Genomic DNA, 26378 nt, shown 5'->3' on the forward strand with positions numbered 1-26378 from the left:
ACCCTTGAGTATGTAACTACGTCTAAACAATACACAAACAAGGAATACCATTATGAAACATTCAATTAAAATCGCTATGGCAAGTTTATTAGTATTATGTTCTGCGCAAGTACATGCAACAGAAGTGGACCTAGATGTAACTGATATATTAACTCAAAGTGTAGCAAGCTACGTAAAGCAAACCACAATCGAGCTTGAAAAATCACTAAAGGAAACGCTTTATTTTGATGCTAAAACTGTTTTAGAGGGTTTATTAGATGAGCCCGTTTTAACACATAGCACAACGCTTAAAAATACTGACACTAGTATAAAAAACGTAAAATAAATTATTTAAAGGATTAAAACGATGAGCAGTGAACTTGGATTATTTGCATTAATGTTAGCACCCGTAGTCAGTATGATTAGCGCTTATTACTCGGTTCAAGTGTTTAAAGCTATGGGAGGTTGGTTTAATCTTTAGCCAATTATATAGCTGGTAATTAATTCGATTCATACAAAGCTGATCGACTTAGCAAAAGCGCACGTAAATAAAGGCAGAGTGTTTGAAAGAAGTAGACTTTATGAAACGTGCGATTTTTCCATTACCCATTTTTATGTTACCTGAAGGCTATACGCGATTACGCATATTTGAGCCTCGCTATTTAAATATGGTTAAAACCGCATTAAAAAACAATACAGGGTTTGTGCTTTGTACATTTGAGCACGACACGCCATTTAATATAAGCGCGCAAGGTTGCCTTGTTGATATTATTGATTTTGACCAAGACGACAACGATGTATTATTAATCGATGTGTTTGCTTCTCAAAGCGTTCAAATAAATGACGTTTATCAAGACGAGGACGAACTGCGACATGGTTTGGTGTCTTCTTGTAATACGCCATATTGGTATAAGGATTCTAACAACTCAGTTGGCGAACATGACTTATTGCATGATGCGCTTTTAAACGTGTTTAAAAGTAATCCGGAACTTAATTTACTGTACAAAAAAACTCACTTTGACAAACTGCCTTGGATTGCAGCCCGTTGGCTTGAGCTCCTACCTATTTCTATTGAGAAAAAACAGCAACTTGCGTTTGAAACGAACTTTGATAACTTACTGAATTTCCTCCATACTGTGATTAATAACGAATTTGCCTAAATTTTATGATCCTAAATTAATTATTGCCCGTATTACTTAATACAAAAGCAATAACGGGATAAATTATTATGGTAAGTCAACAACAATCACCACGTTGTGAACCTAATACAGGTAAGTACACTGCCATGCCAGAAACGCCGAGTAAAGAACTCATGCAAGCGCTTATAGATGTTGCACAGTCACGCGATAAAAAAGCATTTTCCTATTTATTTGAATACTTTGCGCCAAAAATTAAACGCTTTGGAATTAAGCAATTTGGTGTTGAAGCTCAAGCAATGGAGCTTGTGCAAGAGACGTTAACATCTGTTTGGCGTAAAGCACATTTGTATCACAGTGATAAAGGTGCGGCTACTACTTGGGTTTATACCGTTATGCGTAACGCTTCATTCGATATGCTTCGTAAAATGAAAAGTAATAAAGAAGAAAATATAAGCGAAGATATTTGGCCGTTATTAAACGAATCACAAGATACACATCACGAATACAGTGATCATTTAGAAGATAAACAAATTAAACGTTATTTAGACAAATTACCTATTGCTCAACGCGAAGTGGTAAGAGGCGTTTATTTTCAAGACATGTCGCAAGAGCAACTTGCACATCAACTTAATATTCCAGTAGGCACGGTAAAATCACGATTACGTTTGGCCTTGCAAAAATTACGTAATGAAATGGGAGATCAGCATGATTAAACATCACCCGAGTGAAACTTTACTGACACAGTATTGCGATGCATCACTTGCTACATCATTGAGTTTAGCCGTTTCTATACATGTAGATATGTGCCCTGTGTGCCAAGCTAAAGTAGCTAAAATTGAGGCAAGTAACGCAAACGCATTATTTAGCGAAGAGCCAGCGCAGTATGAGAAACCTCAAGCTGAGCAACCTGAGTTACTTGAAGAATTTGAATTGAATGTGCTTGATATGATCACGTCTGATGATTCTATTGACGAAGTTTATGAAGTAGAGCCTGTTTCTATTAAAGTTAATGAGCATAACTATCAGCTTCCACGTGCGCTAACGCGTATTTCTCACAGTAAATTTACCCAAGTGGGTAAGCTTGCGAGATCGCGTATTGCACTTGATGATGGCCCGTTACGCTCTAGTTTGTTACATATTGATGCTGGTGGTGAAATACCAGAACACACGCACACTGGCTTTGAAGTTACTTTACTCCTAGATGGCGAGTTTAGTGATGAAGAAGGAAAATATGTACCAGGTGACTTTATATGGCAAGATGGTAGCCACCAACATACTCCTTTAACAAAAGATGGTTGTTTGTGCTTTACAGTTGTCAGTAGTGCGCTACATTTTAATAAGGGCTTCAGCAAGTTACTAAATCCAATAGGTAATTTGATTTACTAAGAGAATTTATGCACACAGATATAATAAAAATAGGTATAAGCGCCTGCTTAGCAGGCGAAAAAGTTAGATTTGACACAGGTCATAAAAAGTCAAATTTCTGTATGGATGAGTTAGGTAAACACGTTGAATATACACGGTTTTGTCCGGAGGTAGCGGTAGGTTTACCAATACCTCGACCAACTATTCGCCAAGTTAAAGTGGGAGATACTATTAAAGTATGTCGCCCAGATGGCACTGGAGATGTAGGTCAACAACTTACCGAGTATGGTAAAAAAGTTGCAACAGAACAAGCTAAAGAGTTGAGCGGGTTTGTATTTTGCGCAAAAAGTCCAAGCTGCGGCATGGAGCGCATTAAAATATACAACGAAGCAGGCACGGGTAATACTTCTGAAGGCATTGGTTTTTTTGCTGAGCAAATAATGAAGCACAACCCATTATTGCCATGTGAAGAAAACGGTCGCTTAAATGACATGCATTTACGTGAAAACTTTGTAATGAGAATTTACGTATTTAAAAATTGGCAAAAGTTAGTACAAGAACCACTAACGGTTCACAAGCTTACTCAATTTCATTCTCAGTATAAGTACTTGTTGATGGCTCATAATTACCAAGCTTATCGTGATTTAGGTAATCTGCTTGGAACGTTCGTAGGTGACGACATAAATGCAGTTGCTGATGAATATATTTTAGGTTTGATGACGGGTCTGAAAAAGCCTGCTTCTCGAAGAAATAATTGCAATACCCTAATGCACTTACAAGGCTACTTTAAAAATGATTTATCAAAGGTTGAAAAACAAGAACTTCGTGATGCCATAGACGAATACCGCGAAGGATTGGTGCCATTGTATGTACCACTTACCTTGTTAAAACATCATTTGAAAGTTCATCCGAATGAGTACCTTGAAAAACAGGTGTTTTTTAACCCATACCCTCACGATTTAAAATTACGATTTGGTATTTAATGGATACATTATTTTGGTTTAGGCGCGATTTGCGCCTTTTATCTAATGAAGCGTTAATTCAAGCGCTAAATAATGGCGCTAAACACGCCATTTTTTTTGTGTCTGAAAAGCAGTGGCAACAACACCAAGCTGCGCCTATTCAGATTGACTTACTCAAGCGCCGAGTTACTTATCTTCAATCACAACTTGCTGATTACGGTATTACTTTACATATTATTGAAGCGCCTAGCTTTAGTGATTGTACGCGCGAGCTGATTAACTTTTGTAAAGCAAACGATGTAAAACACGTAATTGCTAATACAGAGTATGAGCTTAATGAAGTAAACCGCGATAAAGCAATTTTGCATGAATGCGATGAGCTTTCTATTACTTTTACTTTGTACGAAGGTGATTTAATTGCACCTGTTGGAACGGTCAAAAATCAAAGTAATGAAATGTATAAAGTGTTTACTCCATTTAAACGTGCATGGTTAAAGCAGTATCAAGATACACACTTTAGTTTCCCACAATGGCCTTTAACTTCTGAGCTTATTGAGTTTGACGAGAGTGACTTACTAAAAAGTGATGGATGCTCAGATAAGTGGCCAGTTGACGACGAAACACTCTCTACCGTAGTTGATAATTTTATATGCGACAAACTTACAAGTTACGACGACCAGCGTGATATTCCCAGTGTAAAAGGCACATCAGGTTTAAGCCCGTATTTAGCACTAGGTATTGTAAGCACAAAGCAACTGCTTATTAATATTCAGCAGCGTTATCCTGATATTTTAACTACATCAAAAAGTAAAACGTTTACGTGGATTAACGAGCTTGTTTGGCGCGAATTTTACAGACATTTAATTGCTGAATTTCCGAAGCTTTCGCGCGGCGATAACTTTAACGAAAAGTATAATGCTGTAGTGTGGCGTAAAAGCGAAAGCGATTTTAAAGCATGGTGCGAAGGGCGTACAGGTTACCCATTAGTGGATGCAGCAATGCTACAACTTAAGCAAACCGGTTGGATGCATAATCGTTTACGAATGGTTGTTGCAAGCTTTTTAACTAAACATTTATTAATAGACTGGCGTAAAGGTGAACGCTTTTTCATGCAGCACCTAATTGATGGCGATTTAGCCTCAAATAATGGTGGTTGGCAGTGGGCTGCAAGTACGGGCTGTGATGCTCAGCCTTATTTTAGAGTTTTTAATCCTATCAGACAAAGCGAGCGCTTTGATCCAACGGGCAAGTTTATCCGTAAGTATTTGCCAGAGCTTGAAAACGTGCCAGATAAACACATTCATTTTCCACACACTTATTTAGCCGCAACAGGCAAAGATAAGGAATGTTACTGGCCAGCAATAGTTGATCATAAAGCGGCACGAGAACGTGCACTTGCTGCATTTAAGGTGTGATATGGATAACCAGTTACCAGTAGATAAATTTGTTGAAATATACCAACAGCTTAATAGTACTAATCTTGATTTATTGAGTGATATTTACTGTGACAACATACAGTTTATAGACCCGATGCATGAAATTAACGGCATTGTAGAATTGCGCAGGTACTTTGCTAACTTATACAGCAATGTTAAGCATTGCCAGTTTGATATTAGTGATTCGTTTAATAGCGGTAACAATGCTTTTATTTATTGGACTATGCATTATGCACATCCAAAGCTTTCATCAGGTAAAACTATCTCGGTAGCCGGTCATAGTAAGCTTATTTTTAAAGATGGCAAAATTATTAAGCACAGAGACTACTTTAATGTGGGCGAGTTGTTATACAAACACATTCCTTTACTTGGTAGCGTTATAAAGCTAATTGATAAAAGGGCAGGTTAATTATGATCACACTTATAACGGGTGCTACATCAGGTATTGGCGAGCAGCTAGCAATTAAATATGCACAGCTAGGAGACACTGTTATAGCTTGCGGCCGTAATAGTGATAAGCTCGCCGAGCTTGCTAAATACGACAATATCCAAGCATGTAAATTTGATGCAACTAACCTGCAAGATATAAAAGAGTCTACTATTGGCTTTCCTCATTTTGACCGTGTTATTTTAAACGCTGGTAATTGTGAATATATAGATGATGCGCGCAACTTTGATAGCGCGCTGTTTGAGCGTGTAATAAACGTAAATTTACTTTCTATGGGGTATTGCCTTGAGGCGTTACTTCCTAAAATAAATCCAGGCGGCCAACTTGTTTTGGTCAGCTCAAGTGTTACTTATCTTGCGCTACCTCGTTCAGAAGCTTATGGCGCATCAAAAGCGGGTGTAAGTTACTTAGCAAAAAGCTTAGCGGTTGATTTAAATGATGTTGATGTGACTTTAGTTCATCCCGGGTTTGTAAAAACGCCACTTACTAATAAAAATGATTTCCCGATGCCTATGGCCGTTACTGCTGAAAAAGCAGCTGACTACATGATTAAGGGTATTCAAAAACGCCGCAAAGACGTTCATTTCCCTTATCGTTTTACACTTATATTAAAAGCTTTACGCATTTTACCACTGCCGATTTGGCTTAAAATCGCAAAAGGATTAGCCCGTTGAAAAAAATAGCAATAATAGGAACTGGTGTATCTGGTTTAACATGTGGGCATTTGCTTCACAAACATTACGATGTAACCGTATTTGAAAAAAATGATTACATAGGTGGCCACACAGCAACGGTTGATGTTGATGTGTGTGGCATCAAATACGCAATAGATACAGGCTTTATTGTATTTAATGACCGAACTTACCCATATTTTGAAAAGCTACTTTCGCGCATTGGTATTGATAAACAAACAACCCAGATGAGCTTTAGTGTGCATAACGAAGCCACTGGTTTTGAATACAATGGACATACGTTTACAAGCTTATTTGCACAGCGTCGTAATATTTTTAGACCTAAGTTTTGGCGATTATTGTACGACATTGTTAGGTTTAACAAACTGTGCAAAGCAATGCATGAAAAAGGTGATTACCAGTCTGATCAATCATTAGGGCAATTGCTTAACGATAACCAGTTTAATGACTTTTTTAAATACCATTATATTCTTCCTATGGGCGCGGCTATTTGGTCTACCAGTATTAAAGAAATGGAAAACGTAGGCGTTGAGTTTTTTGTTAAGTTTTTCTTTAATCATGGGCTTTTAGATGTAACCAATAGACCACAGTGGTATGTAGTACCAGGAGGCTCTCGTCAGTATATAAAGCCGCTGATCAGAGGTTTTGCCGACAAAATTAACCTCAATACAAATATTAAATCAGTTACGCGGCAAAATGATGAAGTAACAATAGAGTTTGCCAATGGTGAGCAAAGTAAATTTGATAAAGTAATATTTGCTTGTCATTCAGATCAGGCGCTTGCACTACTGGGTGATGCTACTGAGCAAGAAAAGTCAGTATTGGGTGCAATAGCTTACACTGAGAACTCAGTGGTGTTGCACACCGATACAAACCTTTTACCAGATAGAAAAGCGGCATGGGCAAGCTGGAACTACCTACTTAACAACAACACTGATAGAGCCGCTGTTGTAACTTACCAAATGAATATTTTGCAAGGTATACAATCAGATACACAGTTCTGTGTAACGCTTAACCATCTTGAAGGAATAAGCCAAAGTAAAATTTTGCGCGAGTTTACTTATCACCACCCTGTATTTAACCAAGAGTCTATTGCGGCTCAAAAACTTAAACACAGTATTGACGGACACAACAATAGTTATTTTTGTGGCGCTTATTGGTACAATGGTTTTCATGAAGATGGCGTACACAGTGGTGTAGATGTAGCCAAGCAACTTGGGGTCGAATTTGACTAGTGCAGTGTATTTAGGCGATGTTAAACATCGCCGTTTTGCTGTTAAAGAACATCGCTTTAGTTACCCTCTGTATATGATGTGGGTAGATTTAAATAATCCTCAACAACTAAATGGTGTGCATAAACACATAGGTACGTCAGGCTTAAAGGCGTTAAAGTTTAATGAAGCTGATTATCTTAAAGGCACCTCACAGCTTGCTAAACGTCCTCTTATTGAGCGTGCACACGAACAACTTGCCAATTTAGGTATTACTGAAACCTTTACTCATATTTACATGCTTGGGCAACTTCGTTGTTTTGGTGTGTATTTTAGTCCTGTTAATTTTTACTTTTTTGGTCATAACGACACCCGTTTTAAATACATGATTGCTGAAGTAAGTAATACACCATGGAACGAACGTCATTATTATTTAGTACCTTTAGAAAAAAAAGTGAACTTTAAAAAGGTTTTTTCCGTATCACCTTTTATGAATCTAGATATGAACTATCATTGGCATGTTAAGCAATCGCCTGATAAAACATTGATACACATTGAAAATAAGCGAAATGAAGAGCTATTATTTGATGCTACACTTCGCTTAAAACGTAAAGAACTTACTAAAGAAGAAGTTAATAAGTTATTTAAACGTTTTCCGGCCATGACATGGTCTATTTTCAAAAGTATTTATTATCAAGCGTTAAAGTTGTTTATTAAACGAGTTCCTTTTTTAGGCCACTCAGGCAAGCCATAAAGCACATAGATAGTCAGGACAATTAATAGGTATTTCAATGGATAAAGTGTCGAGCTTAAATTGCGAACAAAGCACAAACTGGTTAACTAACATATATAAAAAATTAGTGACTAAAGCCTTCTCGTCAATTGAAACAGGTCAAGTTGTTTTAATTGAAGGGAATGAGCGTACAGTTTTTGGCGACCCATCTTCAGTGCTAAAAGCAACAATTATTGTAAACGATAAAGCTATGTATAAGGCATTTGCATTATCTGGGAGCGTTGGCGCTGGTGAAGCGTATATTTTGGGGCATTGGTCTTGTGACAACTTAACCTCTTTCATTGAGATATTTGCTATAAATGAGAAGCAACTTGATGAGTTTGAGAAGAAATTCGCATTTTTTAGCAATATTGCACACCGGTTTAATCACATAAAAAATAAAAATTCTGAATCGGGTTCTAAGAAAAACATCGTTGCTCATTACGACTTAGGTAATGATTTGTACGAATCATTTTTGAGTAAAGAAATGCTTTACTCAAGTGCTGTATATCCTTCAAAAGAAGCGACGCTTGAAGAGGCTCAACAATACAAGCTTAAACGCATTTGTGAGCAAGTTGAGCTTCAAAAAAATGATTCAGTAATTGAAATTGGTACAGGGTGGGGGGCTTTTGCTATATATGCAGCCACACATTACGATTGCCATGTAACAACAACAACCATATCTGATGAGCAACATGATTATGTCGCTAATAAAATTTCAGAGCTTGGTCTTGAAAGTAAAATTACATTACTTAAGCTCGATTACAGACAATTGAAAGGAAAGTACGACAAGCTTGTTTCTATCGAAATGATAGAAGCGGTGGGCCATGAGTACTTACCTAGCTTTTTTACTCAATGTGGTGAATTGTTAAAAGATGACGGTGCCATGCTCATACAAGCTATAACTATTGGCGATCAGCGTTATAAGCATTACTTAAAAAACTCTGATTTTATTCAGCAGTATATTTTTCCAGGCGGGTGTTTGCCATCACTTAACGAAATGAGTGAGCAGATTAAAAATAATACCGACATGGTAATTCATACTGTTAATGATATTGGTGCACACTACGCAAGAACATTAGCTGATTGGCGAAGCCGTTTTATAAAAAGCTGGCCTGATTTGGACCGCTCAAAATTTGATGAACGTTTTTATCGTTTATGGTTGTTCTATTTTGCTTATTGCGAAGGCGCGTTTAGAGCCAGAGCAACAAGTACGGTGCATTTAATGGCGCGTAAACCACGTTTTGTTAGCGATAACGATGATATTGCGCTCGGTTACTAATTTTGTTTTATTTCAAGCAGTGTGGTTTTTATCATTGCTGCTTGAAGCTGATTCGCTACTTTTTAGCGGACTGATTATTGTTTTAATGTTTTGGTTGTCAAAACAAAAAAAACAAGACACCTTACTTCTAATTAAAGCCCTACCTTTAGCACTATTATTAGAATTTATAGCGGTAAAGTTAGGCTTGTTAGAGTTTAAAGTTTATCCCTTCCCTCTATGGCTCGTCTTTTTATGGGCTGCGTTATTACTTTCTTTAAATACCTCAATGGTTTTTTTGAGTAAATTAAAGCTTTGGCAGGCCTTTTTAGTATGCATGGCTTTTGCGCCAGCAAGTTATTGGGCTGGGGCGCGCTTTGAAGTAATAAGTTTAGGTTTACCTTTATGGCAGTTTTGGCTCGTTTACGGTGCGCTTTGGTCTACAGTGTTTACTGTTATTCTTTTTATAAACCAAAAAATCAAGTTATTCATCAATCGCTGATCGCCCACAATTCCCATTTCGTAACATTACCCATTGACTCAAGGGAGCTTATTTTGAAATTTTTACTAAAGGCAGTTACTTTTTATTTGCTTACAACTTCAATTGTTTTAGCTAACACACAGTTTAACAAAGTAGGCGAAGCACGAATGGAGTATTTATTTTGGGATGTATATGACGCGGTTTTATTTACCCCTTCAGGTAATTACAGCGCAGGAACGCATCCTATTAAATTTAAACTTACCTATTTACGTGACTTTGAAGCTAAAGAAATCGTAAAAGCAACAAATGAGCAGTGGGAGCATATTGGAAAAAAAGAGCTAGCAGACAAATACGACAGTAAATTATTGTCTATTTGGCCTGATATTAGACAAGGTGATTCGCTAACGTTAGTCACAAATGAGCAGGGTATGAGTACTTTTTATCATAATGATGAAAAAATTGGCGAAATAAATGAACCTCAATTTTCGAGTGATTTTTTAGCCATTTGGCTGGATGAAAAAACCTCTGAGCCGAAACTACGAAAGCAACTATTAGGGAATTAATATGAATGTATTTAACGCGTTTAAAACAGCTCTTGTATGCTTATCTGCTTTGTTGCTGATAAGCTGTTCGGCACCAAATGTAGAGCATTATAAAAATACATCGCCAAACTTTGACTTTAAAACATTTTTTAGTGGAAATTTGAAAGCCTACGGTGTTGTACAAGACTTTAAGGGTGAATTGACCCGCAAGCTTGTCGTAGATATGAATGCGAGCTGGGATGGTAACCAGGGCGTTATTGAAGAAGACTTTGTTTATGACGATGGCGAAACTCAAAAGCGTATTTGGAAAATAACGTTAAACGAAGACAATAGTTTAACGGGTGTGGCAGATGATGTTATAGGTACTGCAAAAGGTAGAAGTGATGGCAGCGTATTTCATTGGAATTACGATGTAGAGCTTCCATACGATGGCAGTACTTTAAAAGTGAATTTTGATGATTGGATGTACCTGGTTACACAATCGCGCTTGATAAACCGCACATCTATTGTTAAGTTTGGAGTCGAGGTCGGGGAAGTGACCTTAGTGATCGAAAAAATATAGCTTATTTACCCAGTTGCTTAACTTGCGCCAAAATTGTACTCAAATTAAGTCTTTGTTAACCCAACACGCTGTATTTTACAGAGAATTATTTAAATTTTACTCATTTTTTAAGAATTTAAGCAAAAAATGCAATTTGCTGTTGCTAACTCTTTAAAAATGCATAAAGATAGGTTTTGCGAAGGCAAAATAATAACGAATAGGAATCTAACAATGAATAAAGCTCAATTAGTTGAAAAAATTGCTACTGATGCAGAAATCTCTAAAGCCGCTGCTACTCGTGCTCTTGACGCGTTTACAGGTGCTGTAACTTCTTCTTTAAAAGAAGGTGATTCAGTAGCATTAGTTGGTTTTGGTACTTTCTCAGTAAAAGAACGTGCAGCTCGCACTGGCCGTAACCCACAAACGGGTGCTGAGATCCAAATCGCAGCGGCAACTATCCCAAGCTTTAAAGCAGGTAAAGGTCTTAAAGACCAAGTAAACCCTTAATAGGTTTAACGAATTAAATTAAAAAAAGAGCTAATTAGCTCTTTTTTTTTATGTTTAATAAAGACATCAATTGATGCCTTTATATTATAAATTTATGCTTTTAAGGCTTTATCGCCTCGACCAATGCCAACAGCGCCAGAACGTACAACTTCAATAATATCGGTTTCATGACGAAGAGTGTCTAAAAACGACTCTATTTTGTCTGTACTGCTCACTAGTTGTAGACTATAGCTTTGTCGGCCCATATCTAAAATAGCACCTTGGAACACATCAACTACTCGCGTAACCGCTGCACGAGTCGTCTCGTCTTGAGCAAATACCTTAACAAGCAATAGCTCACGTTCAATGTGACTCATTTCTGTTAAATCGATAATTTTAAGCACGTCGACTAATTTGTTAACCTGCTTTGTAATTTGCTCTACAACTCTGTCATCACCCATAGTGGTAATGGTAATACGTGATAGTGATTGATCGTCAGTTGTGCCAACAGTTAGGCTGTCGATGTTATATGCACGTTGTGAAAAAAGCCCAACAATACGTGATAGGGCACCTGGTTCGTTTTCTAATAAAATAGATAAAATACGACGCATTATGCTTTTACTCCTTTACGTAACCACATCTCATCAATGCCGCCTAACTTAATTTGCATTGGGTATACATGTTCTTTTTCATCAACGTTTATATCTAAAAAGACTAATCGGTCGTTAATTGACATTGCTTTATTGATAGCAGGTTGTAACTCATCTAGTGTGTTTACTTGTATGCCTACATGGCCGTAGCTTTCAACTAACTTAACAAAATCAGGTAGTGAATCCATGTAAGATGATGAATGACGTCCACCGTAAACCATGTCTTGCCATTGGCGTACCATACCTAAAGAGCGGTTATTAAGTGATACAACTTTTACCGCTAGGTTGTACTGTAAACAGGTTGATAGTTCTTGAATATTCATTTGAATAGAGCCATCACCCGTAATACACACAGACTCTTTATCAGGAAAGGCTAGCTTTACGCCCATTGCAGCAGGTAAACCAAAGCCCATGGTGCCTAGGCCGCCTGAGTTGATCCATTGACGAGGATGCTTAAATGGATAATATTGCGCTGCAAACATTTGATGCTGACCAACGTCAGAACTTACATAAGCATCGCCATTAGTGGCTTTATAAACCGCTTCTATCACGGCTTGTGGCTTAATTTTGTCGCCATCAGTGTTGTAGCTTAAGCACTTTTGTTCGCGCCAGCTGATAATTTGTCGCCACCAATCTTCTTGCGCGCTGCGGTCTATTTTAATTGGGCTTTTATCAATACCCGCTTGTAGTTGTTCAAGTACGGTTGCTAAACAACCTACAACTGGTATGTGTGCTTTAATTGTTTTAGATATTGAAGTTGGGTCAACATCAACATGAACAATTGTGGCATTAGGGCAAAACTTTTGAACATTATTAGTTACCCTGTCATCAAATCGGGCACCAAGCGCTAAAATCACATCGGCGTTAGCCATTGCTTTGTTTGCCTCAAGCGTGCCGTGCATGCCTAACATACCTACAAAGTTTGGATGCACACCTGAAATACCACCCAATCCCATTAGTGTATTTGTAATGGGGGCATTTAATGATTCAACTAAATGCGTTAATTGCTCTGATGTATTTGAAATGACAATACCACCACCAGAGTAGATAACCAGTTTTTTGGCCTCTAAAATAGCTGTTACGGCTTTGCGAATTTGTTTTGAGTGCCCTTTAGTATTTGGGCTGTACGTTCTCAGCTCGGTGGTTTTAGGAAATTCGTATTCAAACTTAATAGCAGGGTTAAGCATATCTTTTGGAAGCTCAACAACGACAGGACCTGGGCGGCCAGTGCTAGCAATATAAAAAGCTTTAGCTAAGATTGTAGGGATGTCTTTAGCACTTCTACAGTTAAAACTGTGTTTAACTACAGGGCGAGAACAACCCACAATATCGGTTTCTTGGAATGCATCGTCGCCAATCAAATTTGTAGGCACTTGGCCTGATAACACAACCATAGGAATTGAATCCATGTAGGCCGTTGCAATACCTGTAATACAGTTTGTAGCGCCAGGGCCTGAGGTTGCAAGTACAACACCAACGTCTCCAGTAGCGCGGGCATAGCCGTCAGCCATATGTGTTGCAGCTTGTTCGTGACGTACTAATATATGTTCAATGTCATCTTGCTGAAAAAGTGCATCATATAAGTCTAAAACCGAACCACCGGGATAGCCAAATATGTATTTTACCTTTAACTCTTTTAATGCCTGAACTACTAGTTCAGAACCATTATATTCTTGTTTGCTCATCCTCATTCCTCTGTGCGCTTTTTTATGCATAAAAAAACCCCCGCGTAGTGCGAGGGTTTTTAAAAAGCAGTATCACCTTTTAATACATCCCCGCTGGGCTTATAACTAAGACCAGTACGAGTACGACTAAAAGATTAATGTGTGTGTTCATAGTTTTTACTCTACTTAGCAAAACACTGCTTTTAAATTAAAGATTTTGTATAGGTTTATTTTTAAGGGTTTTGAGCCTTCATGTCAACCTTGAAAGCTGTTTTTTGCATTTTAAATTCGTTTTGTGGCTTTTTTTAATTTAAACCTGCAGAAAGCCTATGTTTAATTGAGTTTACTGGCAGAAATTATGCATTTTAGGTTGTAAGTTCGATTTTAGATATAAAATAGTGTGAGAGACCATTAGCTTTAATTGCATATGTTAACTATATGTTTTTATCGCATGTTTAAATTTCTATTATTAGGTATGATTGCTACATAATTATGTTTGAGGAAAACACAGTGAAAAAAGTGACGTTAATTGCGCTTTTAACTACGCTATTAAGCCCTATGGTGGCGGCTAATAACTTAAGTCCGCATGATGTTGGTATAACTAACGAAGAGCGTATTTTATATTGGCTTAAAAAAAGAGACCAAATATCTTCAAGTGAGTTAGATAGTTCATTTAAGTCATATATGAGTAACAAAGACGTTGCCAATCACTCAATTAAAAATGGCTTTAGGCAATTTAAATCCTCTTCCAACTTTTTTTCAAACACAAATAAACAACAGGTCGCTTTTTCAACGTCGCTAGTGCCAGATCAAAGCGTTAATGATGTAAAAGTGTTAGGTATCTTAATTGATTTTCCTGATCTTAAACATGACGACAATCAACTTGTAGAGCAAGACACCGACATGTTTTACGCTGATTATTCAACTGAGCACTATCAGCAAATGCTTTTTAATACTCAAGGTTATATAGGCCCTGATGGACAAAGCTTAAAAACGGCTGCTGATTATTATAAAGCGGCTTCGGGAAATAGCTTAAACTTTAGCGGGCAGGTATATGGTTGGGTAACCGCTAATAGCAATGCAAAAATATATGGTGAGCGCCAAGGCAGTACACGGGATATAAATGCGCCCGCTTTAATTAAAGAGGCTGTGGAGAAAGCAGTTGCAAAGTTTAATATTAATTTAGCGGATTATGACTTAACTGATTTAGATGATATTGATGGTGACGGTATCCTTAATGAACCTAATGGCATTATTGACCATGTAATGGTATTTCATTCAAGTATTGGCGAAGAAGCGGGTGGCGGTTACCTAAGCACCGATGCTATTTGGTCGCACCGCTACTATGTATTTGATGAAAATAGCGGGCCGAGCGAGATTGCAGGCAGCAACATTAAGCTCTTTGGTTATACCATTAACCCTATTGATGCCGGGATTGGTGTGGTTGTGCATGAGTTTGGGCATGATTTAGGATTATTAGATGAATACGACTTACAATCTAACACGGTAGGTGAGCCTGTCGCATCTTGGTCAGTTATGTCGACAGGAAGTTGGGCTGGTTCGCCAAGAGGCTCAGAGCCAGTTATGTTTAGCCCTTATGCGCTTGAATATTTACAAAAGCGGTACCAGGGTAACTGGGTTAACCAGCTTACGCTTGATATGGATGAGATAGAGGCTAACTCACAGCAAACATTAATTAATACTGCGAGTACTTCACAACAGCAAAATCAAATAAAAATAACACTACCACCAAGGCTCGAAAAATTTAGGGATCCAGTTGAAGGTGATTTTCAATACTATTCAAATACGGGCGACAATATTAGCAATAGCTTAGTTAATACAATAGCGCTACCAAGCACAACTGAGACACTTACTTTAAGCTTTATTGCATATTACAGTATTGAGCGCGATTACGATTTAGTTCAAGTAAAAGTAAATGGCGAGCCAATCGCGAGTAATTATACGCAAGCGCTTAATCCATACTACGGTGATATTGGTCCGTATATCTCAGGTGATTCATTTCTTAATAGTGATGCTAAGCAACCTAACGGCTATTTGACCCATAAGTTTGATTTATCGGCTTATTCTGGGCAAACAATTGATTTAAAAATTGAATACATAACAGATGCGAACACACATTATTATGGTTTTGTTGTTGATGATATGCGCATTGAGCAAAGTGATACTTTAATTTGGCAAAATAATGCACAAGATCAAGTTCACACTGAGTTTAATGGCTTTGAAAAAGTAGGTAGTTACACATATGCATCGCCATCACATTACTATCTACAACTGCGTTCATACACAGGCGTTGACAGTAGCTTACAAGCTGAGCAGTACTCACCAGGCTTATTATTGTGGTACAGCAATGAATCTCAAGCAGATAATAACACTACCGAGCATCCAGGTAGTGGTTTTGCATTAGTGGTAGATGCCGATCAGCGTTCAATAAATAAGGGCAGTACGCAAACTCCGGCTGCTTCAGCAATTCAAATACGTGATGCTGCTTTTAGCCTATATCAACAAAGGGCAGGGTTAGGTGATGATGATTTATCAGCTATCACCGGGTTTACTGATAAAACCGATTATAGCTTTGCAGTGCAAAAACCATCGGGTGTTGTGCTTCCACAGGTTGGTTTTGGGTTTAGTATTATAAGCCAGTCAACAGATAGTGAAGATATAGAAGTAGAGCTTACTTACGATGTTACTAAGGGAATTAATTTTACTAAAAACGGTTTAACCGTTAATTTTAGTGTAGAAGGTTTTGCACTTACTCCAGCGGACAAATTTACGTGGAGTTTTGACGACGGGAGCTCCAGCACAGAGTTAACGCCTGCTCATGAATACCAAGACTATGGCACTTATAACGTTGAGTTTATGGCAGATAATGGTACTTCACAGCAAGTAGCTGTAGCACAAGTTACATTAGTTGAACCATTAACTGTAAGTGAAATTGAATATGAAATAAACCAAGGAACTTTAACAGCTGAGGCATCGCTTACAGGTGGAGTCGCACCGTATACTTATAATTGGCAGCTAGGAGATGGAAGTACTTTAGCGACTCAATCGCTTACGTATAATTATTTGTACTCTGGCGATTACCAAGTAACGCTTACAGTGACAGATGACGACGGCACTGAACAATCAAAAGCGATTGATGTAACTGCTAATGTTCCGCTTAGCATAAACGCAAACGCTACAGTTAGTGATTTAAGCGCACAATTTAATGCCCAAGTAACCGGCGGCTTTAATAGTTACACTTACAGTTGGGATTTTGGTGATGGCAGTGCGTTATCAAATTTACAAAACCCAAGGCATACTTATCAAGCTGACGGGACTTATAACGTAACGTTGAATGTTACTGATACTCAAACCAATGATACTTTTACTCAAGAGTTATCTGCTACTGTACAAAAACAACAAAGTAGTTCGGGTTCAAGTGGCGGATCACTGGCGGGTTTATTAGGATTACTACTGTTAAGTTTATTTAGGTTTAATACTAACTTGCATAAATACATTAGGTAGTAAACGCAGTTAGCAAACATAAAAAAGCCCGCTAAATTAGCGGGCTATTTAAATTAATAACAAATATTAATTATAAACGGTCAATTACTGATTGAGTGAAATCAGTTGTACCGTGGCTGCCACCTAAATCGCGAGTTGTACGGTCGCCTGATTTAATTACATCAGCAACAGCACTACGAATACGCTCTGCAGTATCGCCCATATTTAAATGCTCAAGCATTTGAATAGATGCTAAAATTACAGATGTTGGGTTAGCTAGGTTTTTGCCAGCAATATCTGGTGCACTACCATGTACAGCTTCAAAAATTGCTGCATCTTCACCAATGTTAGCACCAGGTGCCATACCTAAACCGCCAACTAAACCAGCACAAAGGTCAGATAAAATATCACCAAATAAGTTAGTCGTAACAATTACGTCAAACTCTTCAGGTGTCATTACCAGCTTCATACATGTTGCATCAACAATCATTTCATTTGATTCAATTTGTGGGTAACGCTCAGCTACTTCACGTGCTACTTTTAAAAACAAACCAGATGTTGATTTTAAAATGTTAGCTTTATGAACTGCAGTTACTTTTTTACGACCTTCGCGTACCGCTAGCTCGTATGCAAAAGTTACGATTTTTTCTGCGCCTTCACGCGTAATTATCGATTTTGCTTCTGCTTCATTACCGTCTTCACTTACTACTTGGCCAGCACCTGAGTACATACCTTGCGTGTTTTCACGAATAGTAATGATATCAATATCGTCGTAACGTGCTTTAGTACCAACAAATGATTTAACTGGACGTACGTTAGCGTATAAACCAAATTGCTTACGAAGTGTTACGTTAATAGATGTAAAACCTTCACCTACAGGCGTAGTTAATGGGCCTTTAAGAGTGATTTTGTTTTTAGCAATTGTATCAACTGTTTCTTGCGGTAATAACTCACCTGTTTTTTCAAGTGCAGCTAGGCCAGCATCAACAAATTCATAATCAAAGTCGCAACCTGCGGCTTTTAATATTTCAAGTGCTGAGTCGATAATGCTCGGACCGATGCCGTCGCCTTTGATCACTGTGATGGTTTGTTTGGCCATTGACTTTTCCTTTAAAGAGTTTGATTTGCACATAAATTATTACTCTGAGAGAGTAACCGCTTGTTAGAACATTTATGTGAACGTGCTTGAAAATTTAAGGGCGCATTTATACCAATTTATCACCCATTTTGCTAGTTTATACAAAAAATACTGGGTATACACGAAAGTTATAATGGGTATAAAGACATAAAATAGCGCCTAATAAACTAAATACTATTAAACAACTCAAGAGATTCTAATTGTTGATAAAAATCAGCTTGGTTATGCCACTTGAGTATTTTTAGCTGTTCATTTAACGTTTGCTGCTGCCACGGAGTTAGCGAAAGTTCTGGTTTAAACACATTTTGAGCAACAACCTTAAGTGTGATCCAAAGTTTATGGGCCTCAGTTAAGTGCTTTTTAGGTGTTTGCTCTGCTTCTAAGAGTGCTGCTGTCCATGGGTTATCACTCAATAAAAGAGTAAGCTGTTGTGTTAGTTGTTCGGTGTTAATTGCATTTACCCCAAAAAAGGAGCAGATAGGGGCACTCAATGTTTTATTTGGTGTGTCGTCAATCAGCGTTTTACGAGAAAGCTGTGTACCGCACTGCGTTAATAAAAAATGAGCGTAAGCGTATAAAGGTAAAGTAATGTGCTCAAACTGGTCATGGTCATTTTTACTAACCAATAAAGCCATTATTTTTACTAATCCATTTAATCTGTTAGTCACGTAGGCTTGCAATGGATGTGGGGTGACATTAACTAATTGTTCAAAAACAACCCGTTGAATTATTGCAGGTGCATTATAATAACCGACCATAGATAAACTATGTTTTAAGTCTTTTGCGGGCTGATGTTCTTTATTATATGGTTTTACTGCCTCGCATAAATTAGCAATTACGAGAGGGTGAGGCGCCATCAGCAGGCTTAATCCTTTATAGCTGTATTCGTGCTGTAACTTAATATTACTTATTAGCTCAAGTAAAGATTGTGCCTTATCAACCTCAAGCTCACTTTGTGGTTTTACATGTTCACTGTTAAATACTTTAAAGCTAATGGTTTTATCAGTGCAATGCCATTGTTTTGGATTATCGTTAAGCGTTGCTTTTACTCTGTACCAGGTTAATTTATTTGGATTTGCTGTACTAATTAAAACATGCCGTTGTTGTGCATCAGTTGCTAAATAAATCATGGTTTGCTCAGCGTATAAAACGCGGCTTCCCGGTAATAATGGCCCTAAATGCGCTATTAGTGATTTAATTAATTGCAGTGCGAACAAGTTAGGTGTGCGAATGTACAAATCGGTAAGTGCTTTATATAAGCTAATATGTTTATTAGCCGTGTTGCTCGTAATGTTCATGCTAATAATATTTGCTAGAGCAATCAGCGTTATGCCCCCATCGTAAAGCATTATTTTAGGAGCACTTACCAATGCTTGTTTATACTTATTTAATTTAGCTAGTAACTGCGTAACAGGTTTTGCTGAATCGCCACTAGCTAACATTACTTTTGCTGCTAACTGATGACGCATTCTCCAAATTTTTTTATCAGAATCTTGAAAAGGTGTTTGCTCGCAAAGCTTGTTTAATTGCGCTCCAACACATAAATGTTCAATGAGTGTAGCGGCTATGTATAGCTCACTTAAGACACTATTATAATTTTGAGATTTACACAGGGCAGCAGTTATGACGCTCTGACTAACAACTAAATTTGTTGCATAAGAATAACTTGGATTATAAAGCGTTAATCGGGATTGTAATGCGAATGGCTGTTTGTTGTAGAGCACTCTATATTGCTCAGCTAGCTTACTTGCCATTGGATATAGAGCTGTCCATTTTTGTTTATTGTTATAATAACTTAAAAACAGCTGCGTATTATTAAGCAGCTGCTCTAAGGTAGTTGAAACAGCTTCATCCATTAAACCTTCACCTAATTTTGTTCTTGGTATTTATTGTATGCACTCGGGCCCCATAAAAACAGCTGCCCATTTTTAAATAATAGGCCAGTACATTCATCCATAGTGGTAATACCGTCAGATGTTTTATGTTGTGTACGATAAAAAACTATCTGAAATACTTGTTCACCTTCTCGTTTGGCATAAGTAAGATCGGGGCTGCCTAAGTAATCAAGAACACTATTTAGTGTTGTTGGCTGCTCAAGTGATAGTTTTTCGATGTAACGTTTATTGAAAGCCTCTCGGTCTTGCCAAATCATAGCTTGAGGATCGTCTTTATAAAAGGTAATCACCAATGCAGCTATCAGTGCATATAGCCCTAAACCTAAAATTAAATATCGGATAAATTTTTTCAATATGGCTTACTCTGACTCCGGTAACTAATATCAGTATACGTTTTGTAATGTTTAGAGGCTATTAACTTGCGACTAATTAAGTCTTAACTGCTTTAAACTAAAACCTAAATTTATATCGGTGCGTAAACTAACCAAGTGCTTTGAAATTACGTACATATCCATATTAGCGGCTAACTTTGCTTTAATACTCGGGCTTAGAGACTCATCTTCGGCTGCTTGTTCAATTGAGTTATAGTTATTAACTATTTGCTGCGCAGATTTAGTACCTATTCCTTTAACTCCCGGAATATCATTTGTTTTATCGCCCGCTAATGCCCAAAAATCAACGAGTTTATTTTGCTCAACACCAAAACGCTCTTTTATACTTGACTCATCTAAATATAGCTTTTTAAAGTAATCGTAAACTGTAATGTAAGGGCCAATATAAGGTAAAAAGCCTTTATCAGTAGAAACAACAGTGCTCGTTATTTGATTATTTGATGCCTTAAAGGCAAGCGTTGCAATAATATCATCAGCTTCATCGTTAATAGGCTCAAATACTACAATACCTGTTTCTTCAATTGCGGCTTTAAAATGCAATAGAGCATCTTTTAATACTTGGGGCATTGGCGCGCGTGAATGTTTGTAGTTTTTATAAAAATGATAACGCCAGCTTTTGTCACCATCGAACACAGCAATGGCATGGGTTGCATTACTCGTATCTAAAAGCTTTTTACAGGCGTGGGCTACACGTGCACAGCACGTTTGTATCATTTGCTCGTCGCTATGATGTTTTTGATTCGCGTCAACGGCGTAAATGCGCCTAATTAAATTAAGCGCATCTATAAGAAGTAAATGGGGTTTCAAACTATAAAACTCATGCTTTTATTTTGTAACATGGAACATATTTACTACCAGGGAGCTTCATGCGACCTTGAAGAACAAATGCCTGTAATAATTTATCCATATTTGTCATAAGGGCAGGTTCGCCACTTAAAATGTATGGACCGTTTTGTTTAATGGCTCTAACGCCTTCGTCTTTTACATTACCAGCAACAATACCAGAGAAAGCTCTACGCAAATTAGCCGCGAGTAGCTGTTTAGGCTGATCAAGGTGTAAATCTAAACTTGCCATATTTTCATGTGTTGGTGCAAAAGGTTGTTGAAAGTCGTTATCTATTTTTAATGTCCAGTTAAAGTAATAAGCATCACCTTCACTTTTACGGTAATCACGAACATTAGCCATCGATGACTTTAGTTTTTGACCGACTAATTCAGGATTATCAATAATTACTTCAAACTTATCCAACGCTTCCTTACCAAGTGTCATTTCAACGAACTCGCATAGCTCTTTAAAGTACGCCTCGCTTTGTTTGGGGCCAGTTAAAATAACAGGTAAACATTGTTTAGTATTATCTGGGTGCAACAATATGCCTAATAAATATAACAACTCTTCAGCAGTACCTGCGCCACCAGGAAAAATGATAATTGCGTGAGCTGTTCTAATAAAAGCTTCAAGGCGTTTTTCAATATCAGGTAAAATAACGAGTTCGTTTACAATAGGATTTGGTGGCTCGGCAGCAATAATGCTTGGCTCTGTTAAACCTAAGTAGCGATTATCGGTGTTACGTTGCTTTGCGTGGCCAATAGTTGCGCCTTTCATTGGGCCTTTCATCGCACCAGGACCACAACCGGTACAAATATTTAATCCACGTAAACCAAGTTCGTAACCTACTTGTTTTGTGTACTTATATTCAACCTCGTTTATTGAATGTCCGCCCCAGCAAACAACCATGTTAGGCTCGCTTTTAACACGCAGCGCACCTGCATTTCTGAGCATATCGAACACCATATGGGTTATGGCTTTTTGCTCTTTTAAATCTTTTTCGTATTTTTGACAAATAAACAAAATATCACGAATAACAGAAAATATATGTTCGTGAATACCGGTAATTATTTCGCCATCAACAAATGCGGTTTCGGGTGGGTTTTCAAGCTCAATTTTAATACCTCGTTCGCGGCTTACTAAACGAATATCAAAATCTTTGTATTTGTCGTATATATCGTTACTGTCGTCGGTATGGCTACCTACATTGAGGACTGCAAGTACGCAGTTTCTAAATAATTTATAACGCTCACTAGCAGACGATTGCTCTAATAAATCAACTTCTAATTGCGACAGTAAATCTAAAACCCCAGTTGGGTTTAACTGTATTAACATAGACGTGCTCCTACTACTAAATCGTAAAACTACTTGTCATAAAAGTTATAATAGCTATGACATTATTTACTGGTACAAAGTCTATCTCGCCCTGAATTTTTGGCTTCGTAAAGTGCATCATCAGCTCTATCAAATGCCTTTAATAGGGTATCGCCTTTTTTAAATTGAGTTGCACCTACCGAAATAGTGATCTCAATTTGTTTTTCTCTAAATTTAAAAGGTATATTTTTAATTACCTTTCTTACTTTATCCAGGGGTAATGTTGCGTTTTCTAGCGACACACCTGGCATTAATAGTACAAATTCTTCACCGCCATAACGCGCTATAAAATCAGACTTTCTTACCGATTTTTGCAACGCTTTTGATATAACTTGTAAGGTAATATCACCTGCGGTGTGGCCAAATCTATCATTGATAGATTTAAAGTGGTCAACATCAATAACTGCAAGCGTAACATCTGATGGCTGCACATTAAACAAATGCATTTCGTGATTGTAACGTTCGTCAAATGCAGCCCGGTTAGGCAGTTTTGTAAGCCCATCTAGTAAGCTTTTAAAGCGCTGTTCGTTTAAGCGTTTTTTATACGTTGTTAACTTATCTTCTAAAGTAACAATTCGAGTATTTATTTCATTAAAGCTAGCGCTAAGCATTTCTCTGTCTTTTCGTTCTAACTTTTCTTTTGCTATAAAATCTTCGCTTATTGATTTTAATTCGTTATCTACGAGTTCTTTTAAAGATGAGATTGATGTAGCTTTTTGCGTTTGCTCATTAAGATTTTTTATTTTTAGTTCAATGCTTTTATTAAGTGAGTCAAACTCAACTTCCATAGACTCAGAGTGCTTGCTAGTTGAGACGATAGAGTTATGAAGATCTTCGAGGGTTTGATTTAATGAAACTAAAAAGCTTTGCGCGGATTTACGCTCTTTACTTATATTTTTTACCACTACATCAATAATACTAATTGCAACATCAAGTAATGTATCGATTGAGTCACTTTCTGTAATATTATTTTTTATATTATTAATTTGTAGCGTAGCTTCTTCTTCAAGTATAAGTTCATTTGCGAGCTCAAGTAGTTTTTTTGCACGCGCCTGTTTTACTGGGCGCTGCTGATCAACTTGAGGGTTTTGCTTGGTAAGCAACGCTTCATGATAAAAGCTAATAAGTTGATCAAGTAGCGGAATGTAACCATGAGTTGAATGAACGTTATTAATCTCGTGATCGAGTAAATTTCTTAGAGTCCTACGAGTATCGTCAGGTAAACCTTTGGTTTTTTGTAATTGTTTACCGGCACTTTGCACACTGTTGTATAAATTACGTTGCTGAGCTTGTTGAATCGATTCTTGGTTTTTAAGTAGGATTAAAGTTTCACTAATAAGGGGAGCAAGGTTTTCAAAACTCATGCCTTTATTAAGCGCACTTCTAAATTTGGCGAGGCGATTATCTAACTCGATATCTAGTCCTTTACAGCTCAACGATAGTTTAGCTGTAAAGTCACATAGAACATCTACTTGATGTTTACGAGCACTCTCAACAGCCATACGCGCATCAATTGCTTGTTTTAGCTTTTTATCTGTTGCGTTAGATCTTTGTGACACCTAAGCATACCGCCATCAAATTAATTTCATTATCTTCAGTTTACAACAAATTTTTATTATGTGTAGTTATCTAGTAAAAAACTTAGAAATTTTAATAAGCTACTACTTATAAACTCGTATATAGGGTCATTTATCGTATTTAATTCACTTTTAAATAGGGGCTTGTTAGTCTTGTAAGCAATTAAGTTTCCACTAAGAGTCTCTATGAAAAAGTTATTAGCCCTTTCAATTTTAGCTGCATGTTCAGCGCCTGTATTTGCCGATGTAAATTATTCTTTAGAAATCTCGCAACCACAGCATCATTTAGGTGATGTAAGTGTTGAGTTTCCAAAAACAGCGCAAGCACACCTTGATATAAAACTTCCTGCGTGGCGCACGGGTCGCTACGAAATGTTAAATCTTGCAAATGGCATTCGCTACTTCAAAGCCAAAGATGAAGATGGCAAAGAACTAAAATGGGAAAAAATAGATCACAGTACATGGCGTGTACATCTTAATGAACCTACAGAAGTAAATGTTGACTACCAGGTGTATGCAAATGAGCTTGGTAAACGTGCTCGCCACATTGACGACAGCCATGCATTTATAGATGCGTCAGGCTTTTTTATGTTTAGTGAATCATTTCGCCAAGAGCCTGTAACCGTTAATTTAGACGTGCCTAAAAAGTGGCGTTCTGTATCGGGTATGAATAATTTAAAAGGCAAAAATTCATTTAAAGCAGCCGATTACGATGTACTTGTTGATTCACCAATCGAAACGGGTATTAACCAACTACACACATTTGAAGTAGAAGGGCGTGAATATGATTTAGTTATATGGGGCGATGGTAACTACGATGTAGAGCTAATGCTTACCGATCTTAAAAAATTAGTTGCCACGGGTAATGTAATTTGGGATGGCTATCCGTATGAGCGTTATGTATTTATGGTGCATGCAACATCAGGAGCTGGTGGTGCAACAGAGCATTTAAACTCAACAATTATTCAACGACCACGTGACCGATTTGGTAGCCGCGAAGATTACTTAGGTTTTATTAGCACCGCTGCGCATGAGTTTGTTCATACATGGAATGTTAAAGCATATCGCCCTCAAGGTTTAGTGCCATACGATTACACTAATATGAACTATTCAAAACTGCTGTGGATTGCAGAAGGTTCAACAAGTTACTTTGAAGATCATTTATTAGTGCGCTCAGGCATTCAAACAACAGATGAATTTTTTAAAGTAATGAGTAAAACCATTAACCGTCATTTGCAAACACCGGGCCGTGAAGTGCAAAGCGCAAGCGAAACAAGCTTTGATAAATGGATTAATCAAGGTGGCGATCACGCACGTAACTACAGCACCAATATTTATTCAGAAGGTTCGTTACTTTCACTTGCTTTAGATATTGACTTACTAGAAAAAAGCCAAGGTAAAATAAGCTATCGCGACGTGCACAAAGCACTTTATAACAATCATAAAATGCCCGCTGGATTTACAGATACAGATGTACTTAATATCTTAAAAGATTTAACAGGACGTGATTATTCAAGCTGGTGGCAAGAAAATGTAGAGTCGCCTGCAAGTATTAACTTTGACGATTTACTTACTAAAGTAGGTTTAAAGTTTGAGCGTCCTGAAAAAGCAAAAGCACTTGCAAGTATTGATGCTACCGCCAAAAATACAGGTGAATTACTGACGTTAAGTTATGTACGCCGTGGTGGCAGTGCGTGGAAAGCGGGTTTAACTACCGATGATAAAATTGTCGCTATAAACAAACATCACGTAGGTAAAGATTTAAAAACTAGCCTAGAAACGTTTAAGGCAGGCGACAAAGTAACCGTTGACTATCTTCGTCGCGATGCACTTGAAAGCTTAACATTAGTATTATCAGAAGATTTCGATAAGCCTAAAAAAGTAGTTGCTGATAAAGAGGCAACGCCACAGCAAAAAGCACTATTCAAAGCATGGATTGGCGTGGAACATCCAAATGATGTGACAAAAAAATAAATTCAGTTTTTATAGCGCTTAAATACAGTTAACAAGTATTAAAAAAGAGCTTCGGCTCTTTTTTTGTTTTGT

At 37.5% G+C, this 26378-nt stretch carries 25 protein-coding genes; 17 read left to right on the forward strand and 8 right to left on the reverse strand.

Translation table 11 applies throughout. The features are described from left to right. Positions 1-52 precede the first annotated feature (52 nt). The 15 genes from H5160_RS16430 to H5160_RS16500 all read left to right on the forward strand — a co-directional run bounded on the left by H5160_RS16430 (position 53) and on the right by H5160_RS16500 (position 11333). Positions 53-325: a hypothetical protein gene (locus H5160_RS16430; RefSeq protein WP_182738032.1), complete on the forward strand. Its 273-nt coding sequence runs from the start codon at positions 53-55 to the stop codon at positions 323-325. Between the two features lie 235 nt (positions 326-560). Continuing rightward, positions 561-1139: an LON peptidase substrate-binding domain-containing protein gene (locus H5160_RS16435; protein WP_024596915.1), complete on the forward strand. Its 579-nt coding sequence runs from the start codon at positions 561-563 to the stop codon at positions 1137-1139. Between the two features lie 68 nt (positions 1140-1207). Beyond that, complete coding sequence (locus H5160_RS16440) at positions 1208-1831, forward strand: sigma-70 family RNA polymerase sigma factor (RefSeq protein ID WP_002962457.1); 624 nt, start codon at positions 1208-1210, stop codon at positions 1829-1831. After that, a complete protein-coding gene (locus H5160_RS16445; protein ID WP_002962459.1) occupies positions 1824-2504 on the forward strand; it encodes a ChrR family anti-sigma-E factor in 681 nt (226 codons plus the stop codon). The genes H5160_RS16440 and H5160_RS16445 overlap by 8 nt, the downstream gene beginning before the upstream one ends. Before the next feature lie 8 nt (positions 2505-2512). Then, positions 2513-3466, forward strand: coding sequence for a DUF523 and DUF1722 domain-containing protein (locus tag H5160_RS16450; protein ID WP_002962461.1), 954 nt, complete (start codon positions 2513-2515; stop codon positions 3464-3466). Next, complete coding sequence (phrB, locus tag H5160_RS16455) at positions 3466-4860, forward strand: deoxyribodipyrimidine photo-lyase (protein WP_182738034.1); 1395 nt, start codon at positions 3466-3468, stop codon at positions 4858-4860. The genes H5160_RS16450 and phrB overlap by 1 nt, the downstream gene beginning before the upstream one ends. Position 4861: 1 nt before the next feature. Next, the gene (locus H5160_RS16460; RefSeq protein WP_182716587.1) at positions 4862-5290 is read left to right on the forward strand and encodes a nuclear transport factor 2 family protein; all 429 of its coding nucleotides are present in this window, start codon (positions 4862-4864) and stop codon (positions 5288-5290) included. 2 nt (positions 5291-5292) lie between these two features. Beyond that, entirely contained in the window at positions 5293-6003 is a 711-nt protein-coding gene (locus tag H5160_RS16465) for an SDR family NAD(P)-dependent oxidoreductase (protein WP_002962466.1), read from the forward strand. Then, complete coding sequence (locus tag H5160_RS16470) at positions 6000-7256, forward strand: NAD(P)/FAD-dependent oxidoreductase (RefSeq protein ID WP_182738036.1); 1257 nt, start codon at positions 6000-6002, stop codon at positions 7254-7256. The genes H5160_RS16465 and H5160_RS16470 overlap by 4 nt, the downstream gene beginning before the upstream one ends. Continuing rightward, positions 7249-7986, forward strand: a complete 738-nt coding sequence (locus tag H5160_RS16475) for a DUF1365 domain-containing protein (RefSeq protein ID WP_182738037.1) — start codon at positions 7249-7251, stop codon at positions 7984-7986. The genes H5160_RS16470 and H5160_RS16475 overlap by 8 nt, the downstream gene beginning before the upstream one ends. Positions 7987-8023: 37 nt before the next feature. Next, complete coding sequence (locus H5160_RS16480; protein WP_182738039.1) at positions 8024-9286, forward strand: cyclopropane-fatty-acyl-phospholipid synthase family protein; 1263 nt, start codon at positions 8024-8026, stop codon at positions 9284-9286. Next, positions 9264-9764 (forward strand): DUF2878 domain-containing protein, encoded by a 501-nt coding sequence (locus tag H5160_RS16485; protein WP_149603678.1) that lies wholly within the window; start codon positions 9264-9266, stop codon positions 9762-9764. Before H5160_RS16480 ends, H5160_RS16485 begins: the two co-directional genes overlap by 23 nt. Positions 9765-9817: 53 nt before the next feature. Further along, entirely contained in the window at positions 9818-10306 is a 489-nt protein-coding gene (locus tag H5160_RS16490; RefSeq protein WP_182692608.1) for a chalcone isomerase family protein, read from the forward strand. 1 nt (position 10307) lies between these two features. After that, positions 10308-10847, forward strand: a complete 540-nt coding sequence (locus H5160_RS16495) for a DUF3833 domain-containing protein (protein ID WP_165724279.1) — start codon at positions 10308-10310, stop codon at positions 10845-10847. Between the two features lie 210 nt (positions 10848-11057). Continuing rightward, the gene (locus H5160_RS16500; RefSeq protein WP_002962474.1) at positions 11058-11333 is read left to right on the forward strand and encodes an HU family DNA-binding protein; all 276 of its coding nucleotides are present in this window, start codon (positions 11058-11060) and stop codon (positions 11331-11333) included. 92 nt (positions 11334-11425) lie between these two features. Here the strand turns inward: H5160_RS16500 and ilvN are convergent, their stop codons facing one another. Then, positions 11426-11923, reverse strand: a complete 498-nt coding sequence (gene ilvN, locus H5160_RS16505) for an acetolactate synthase small subunit (RefSeq protein WP_002960314.1) — start codon at positions 11921-11923, stop codon at positions 11426-11428. Beyond that, complete coding sequence (locus H5160_RS16510; RefSeq protein ID WP_182738041.1) at positions 11923-13647, reverse strand: acetolactate synthase 3 large subunit; 1725 nt, start codon at positions 13645-13647, stop codon at positions 11923-11925. The genes ilvN and H5160_RS16510 overlap by 1 nt, the downstream gene beginning before the upstream one ends. 489 nt (positions 13648-14136) lie before the next feature. Here H5160_RS16510 and H5160_RS16515 point away from each other — a divergent pair, with 489 nt between their 5' ends. Further along, positions 14137-17151: an immune inhibitor A domain-containing protein gene (locus H5160_RS16515; protein WP_182738049.1), complete on the forward strand. Its 3015-nt coding sequence runs from the start codon at positions 14137-14139 to the stop codon at positions 17149-17151. Positions 17152-17221: 70 nt separating this feature from the next. On the opposite strand, the gene H5160_RS16520 is transcribed toward H5160_RS16515, so the two are convergent. The 6 genes from H5160_RS16520 to H5160_RS16545 all read right to left on the reverse strand — a co-directional run bounded on the left by H5160_RS16520 (position 17222) and on the right by H5160_RS16545 (position 24314). Beyond that, the gene (locus H5160_RS16520) at positions 17222-18229 is read right to left on the reverse strand and encodes an isocitrate dehydrogenase (RefSeq protein ID WP_039487666.1); all 1008 of its coding nucleotides are present in this window, start codon (positions 18227-18229) and stop codon (positions 17222-17224) included. 206 nt (positions 18230-18435) lie between these two features. Then, positions 18436-20124: a hypothetical protein gene (locus H5160_RS16525; RefSeq protein WP_182738051.1), complete on the reverse strand. Its 1689-nt coding sequence runs from the start codon at positions 20122-20124 to the stop codon at positions 18436-18438. Between the two features lie 11 nt (positions 20125-20135). Then, complete coding sequence (locus H5160_RS16530) at positions 20136-20519, reverse strand: DUF3192 domain-containing protein (RefSeq protein ID WP_165724304.1); 384 nt, start codon at positions 20517-20519, stop codon at positions 20136-20138. A 69-nt stretch (positions 20520-20588) separates the two neighbouring features. After that, a complete protein-coding gene (gene xni, locus H5160_RS16535; RefSeq protein ID WP_182738053.1) occupies positions 20589-21362 on the reverse strand; it encodes a flap endonuclease Xni in 774 nt (257 codons plus the stop codon). 10 nt (positions 21363-21372) lie between these two features. Then, complete coding sequence (ppnN, locus tag H5160_RS16540; RefSeq protein ID WP_182692829.1) at positions 21373-22716, reverse strand: nucleotide 5'-monophosphate nucleosidase PpnN; 1344 nt, start codon at positions 22714-22716, stop codon at positions 21373-21375. Positions 22717-22778: 62 nt separating this feature from the next. Next, positions 22779-24314, reverse strand: a complete 1536-nt coding sequence (locus H5160_RS16545) for a GGDEF domain-containing protein (RefSeq protein WP_182712414.1) — start codon at positions 24312-24314, stop codon at positions 22779-22781. Between the two features lie 204 nt (positions 24315-24518). Between H5160_RS16545 and H5160_RS16550 the strand changes: the two genes are divergently transcribed. Then, complete coding sequence (locus H5160_RS16550; protein ID WP_182694898.1) at positions 24519-26306, forward strand: M61 family metallopeptidase; 1788 nt, start codon at positions 24519-24521, stop codon at positions 26304-26306. Positions 26307-26378 lie beyond the last annotated feature (72 nt).

Source organism: Pseudoalteromonas sp. SG43-4 (genome assembly GCF_014164325.1).
Taxonomy (GTDB): Bacteria; Pseudomonadota; Gammaproteobacteria; order Enterobacterales; family Alteromonadaceae; genus Pseudoalteromonas; species Pseudoalteromonas distincta.

Excerpts from the sequence above, each read along its gene's own strand:
- H5160_RS16480 (WP_182738039.1), top strand. The coding sequence starts at position 8,024 with ATGGATAAAGTGTCGAGCTTAAATTGCGAACAAAGCACAAACTGGTTA.
- H5160_RS16435 (WP_024596915.1), top strand. The coding sequence starts at position 561 with ATGAAACGTGCGATTTTTCCATTACCCATTTTTATGTTACCTGAAGGC.
- H5160_RS16430 (WP_182738032.1), top strand. The coding sequence starts at position 53 with ATGAAACATTCAATTAAAATCGCTATGGCAAGTTTATTAGTATTATGT.
- H5160_RS16510 (WP_182738041.1), bottom strand. The coding sequence starts at position 13,647 with ATGAGCAAACAAGAATATAATGGTTCTGAACTAGTAGTTCAGGCATTA.
- H5160_RS16485 (WP_149603678.1), top strand. The coding sequence starts at position 9,264 with ATGATATTGCGCTCGGTTACTAATTTTGTTTTATTTCAAGCAGTGTGG.
- H5160_RS16525 (WP_182738051.1), bottom strand. The coding sequence starts at position 20,124 with ATGGATGAAGCTGTTTCAACTACCTTAGAGCAGCTGCTTAATAATACG.
- H5160_RS16440 (WP_002962457.1), top strand. The coding sequence starts at position 1,208 with ATGGTAAGTCAACAACAATCACCACGTTGTGAACCTAATACAGGTAAG.
- H5160_RS16495 (WP_165724279.1), top strand. The coding sequence starts at position 10,308 with ATGAATGTATTTAACGCGTTTAAAACAGCTCTTGTATGCTTATCTGCT.
- phrB (WP_182738034.1), top strand. The coding sequence starts at position 3,466 with ATGGATACATTATTTTGGTTTAGGCGCGATTTGCGCCTTTTATCTAAT.
- H5160_RS16520 (WP_039487666.1), bottom strand. The coding sequence starts at position 18,229 with ATGGCCAAACAAACCATCACAGTGATCAAAGGCGACGGCATCGGTCCG.
- H5160_RS16450 (WP_002962461.1), top strand. The coding sequence starts at position 2,513 with ATGCACACAGATATAATAAAAATAGGTATAAGCGCCTGCTTAGCAGGC.
- H5160_RS16460 (WP_182716587.1), top strand. The coding sequence starts at position 4,862 with ATGGATAACCAGTTACCAGTAGATAAATTTGTTGAAATATACCAACAG.
- H5160_RS16445 (WP_002962459.1), top strand. The coding sequence starts at position 1,824 with ATGATTAAACATCACCCGAGTGAAACTTTACTGACACAGTATTGCGAT.
- H5160_RS16500 (WP_002962474.1), top strand. The coding sequence starts at position 11,058 with ATGAATAAAGCTCAATTAGTTGAAAAAATTGCTACTGATGCAGAAATC.
- ilvN (WP_002960314.1), bottom strand. The coding sequence starts at position 11,923 with ATGCGTCGTATTTTATCTATTTTATTAGAAAACGAACCAGGTGCCCTA.
- H5160_RS16465 (WP_002962466.1), top strand. The coding sequence starts at position 5,293 with ATGATCACACTTATAACGGGTGCTACATCAGGTATTGGCGAGCAGCTA.
- ppnN (WP_182692829.1), bottom strand. The coding sequence starts at position 22,716 with ATGTTAATACAGTTAAACCCAACTGGGGTTTTAGATTTACTGTCGCAA.
- H5160_RS16550 (WP_182694898.1), top strand. The coding sequence starts at position 24,519 with ATGAAAAAGTTATTAGCCCTTTCAATTTTAGCTGCATGTTCAGCGCCT.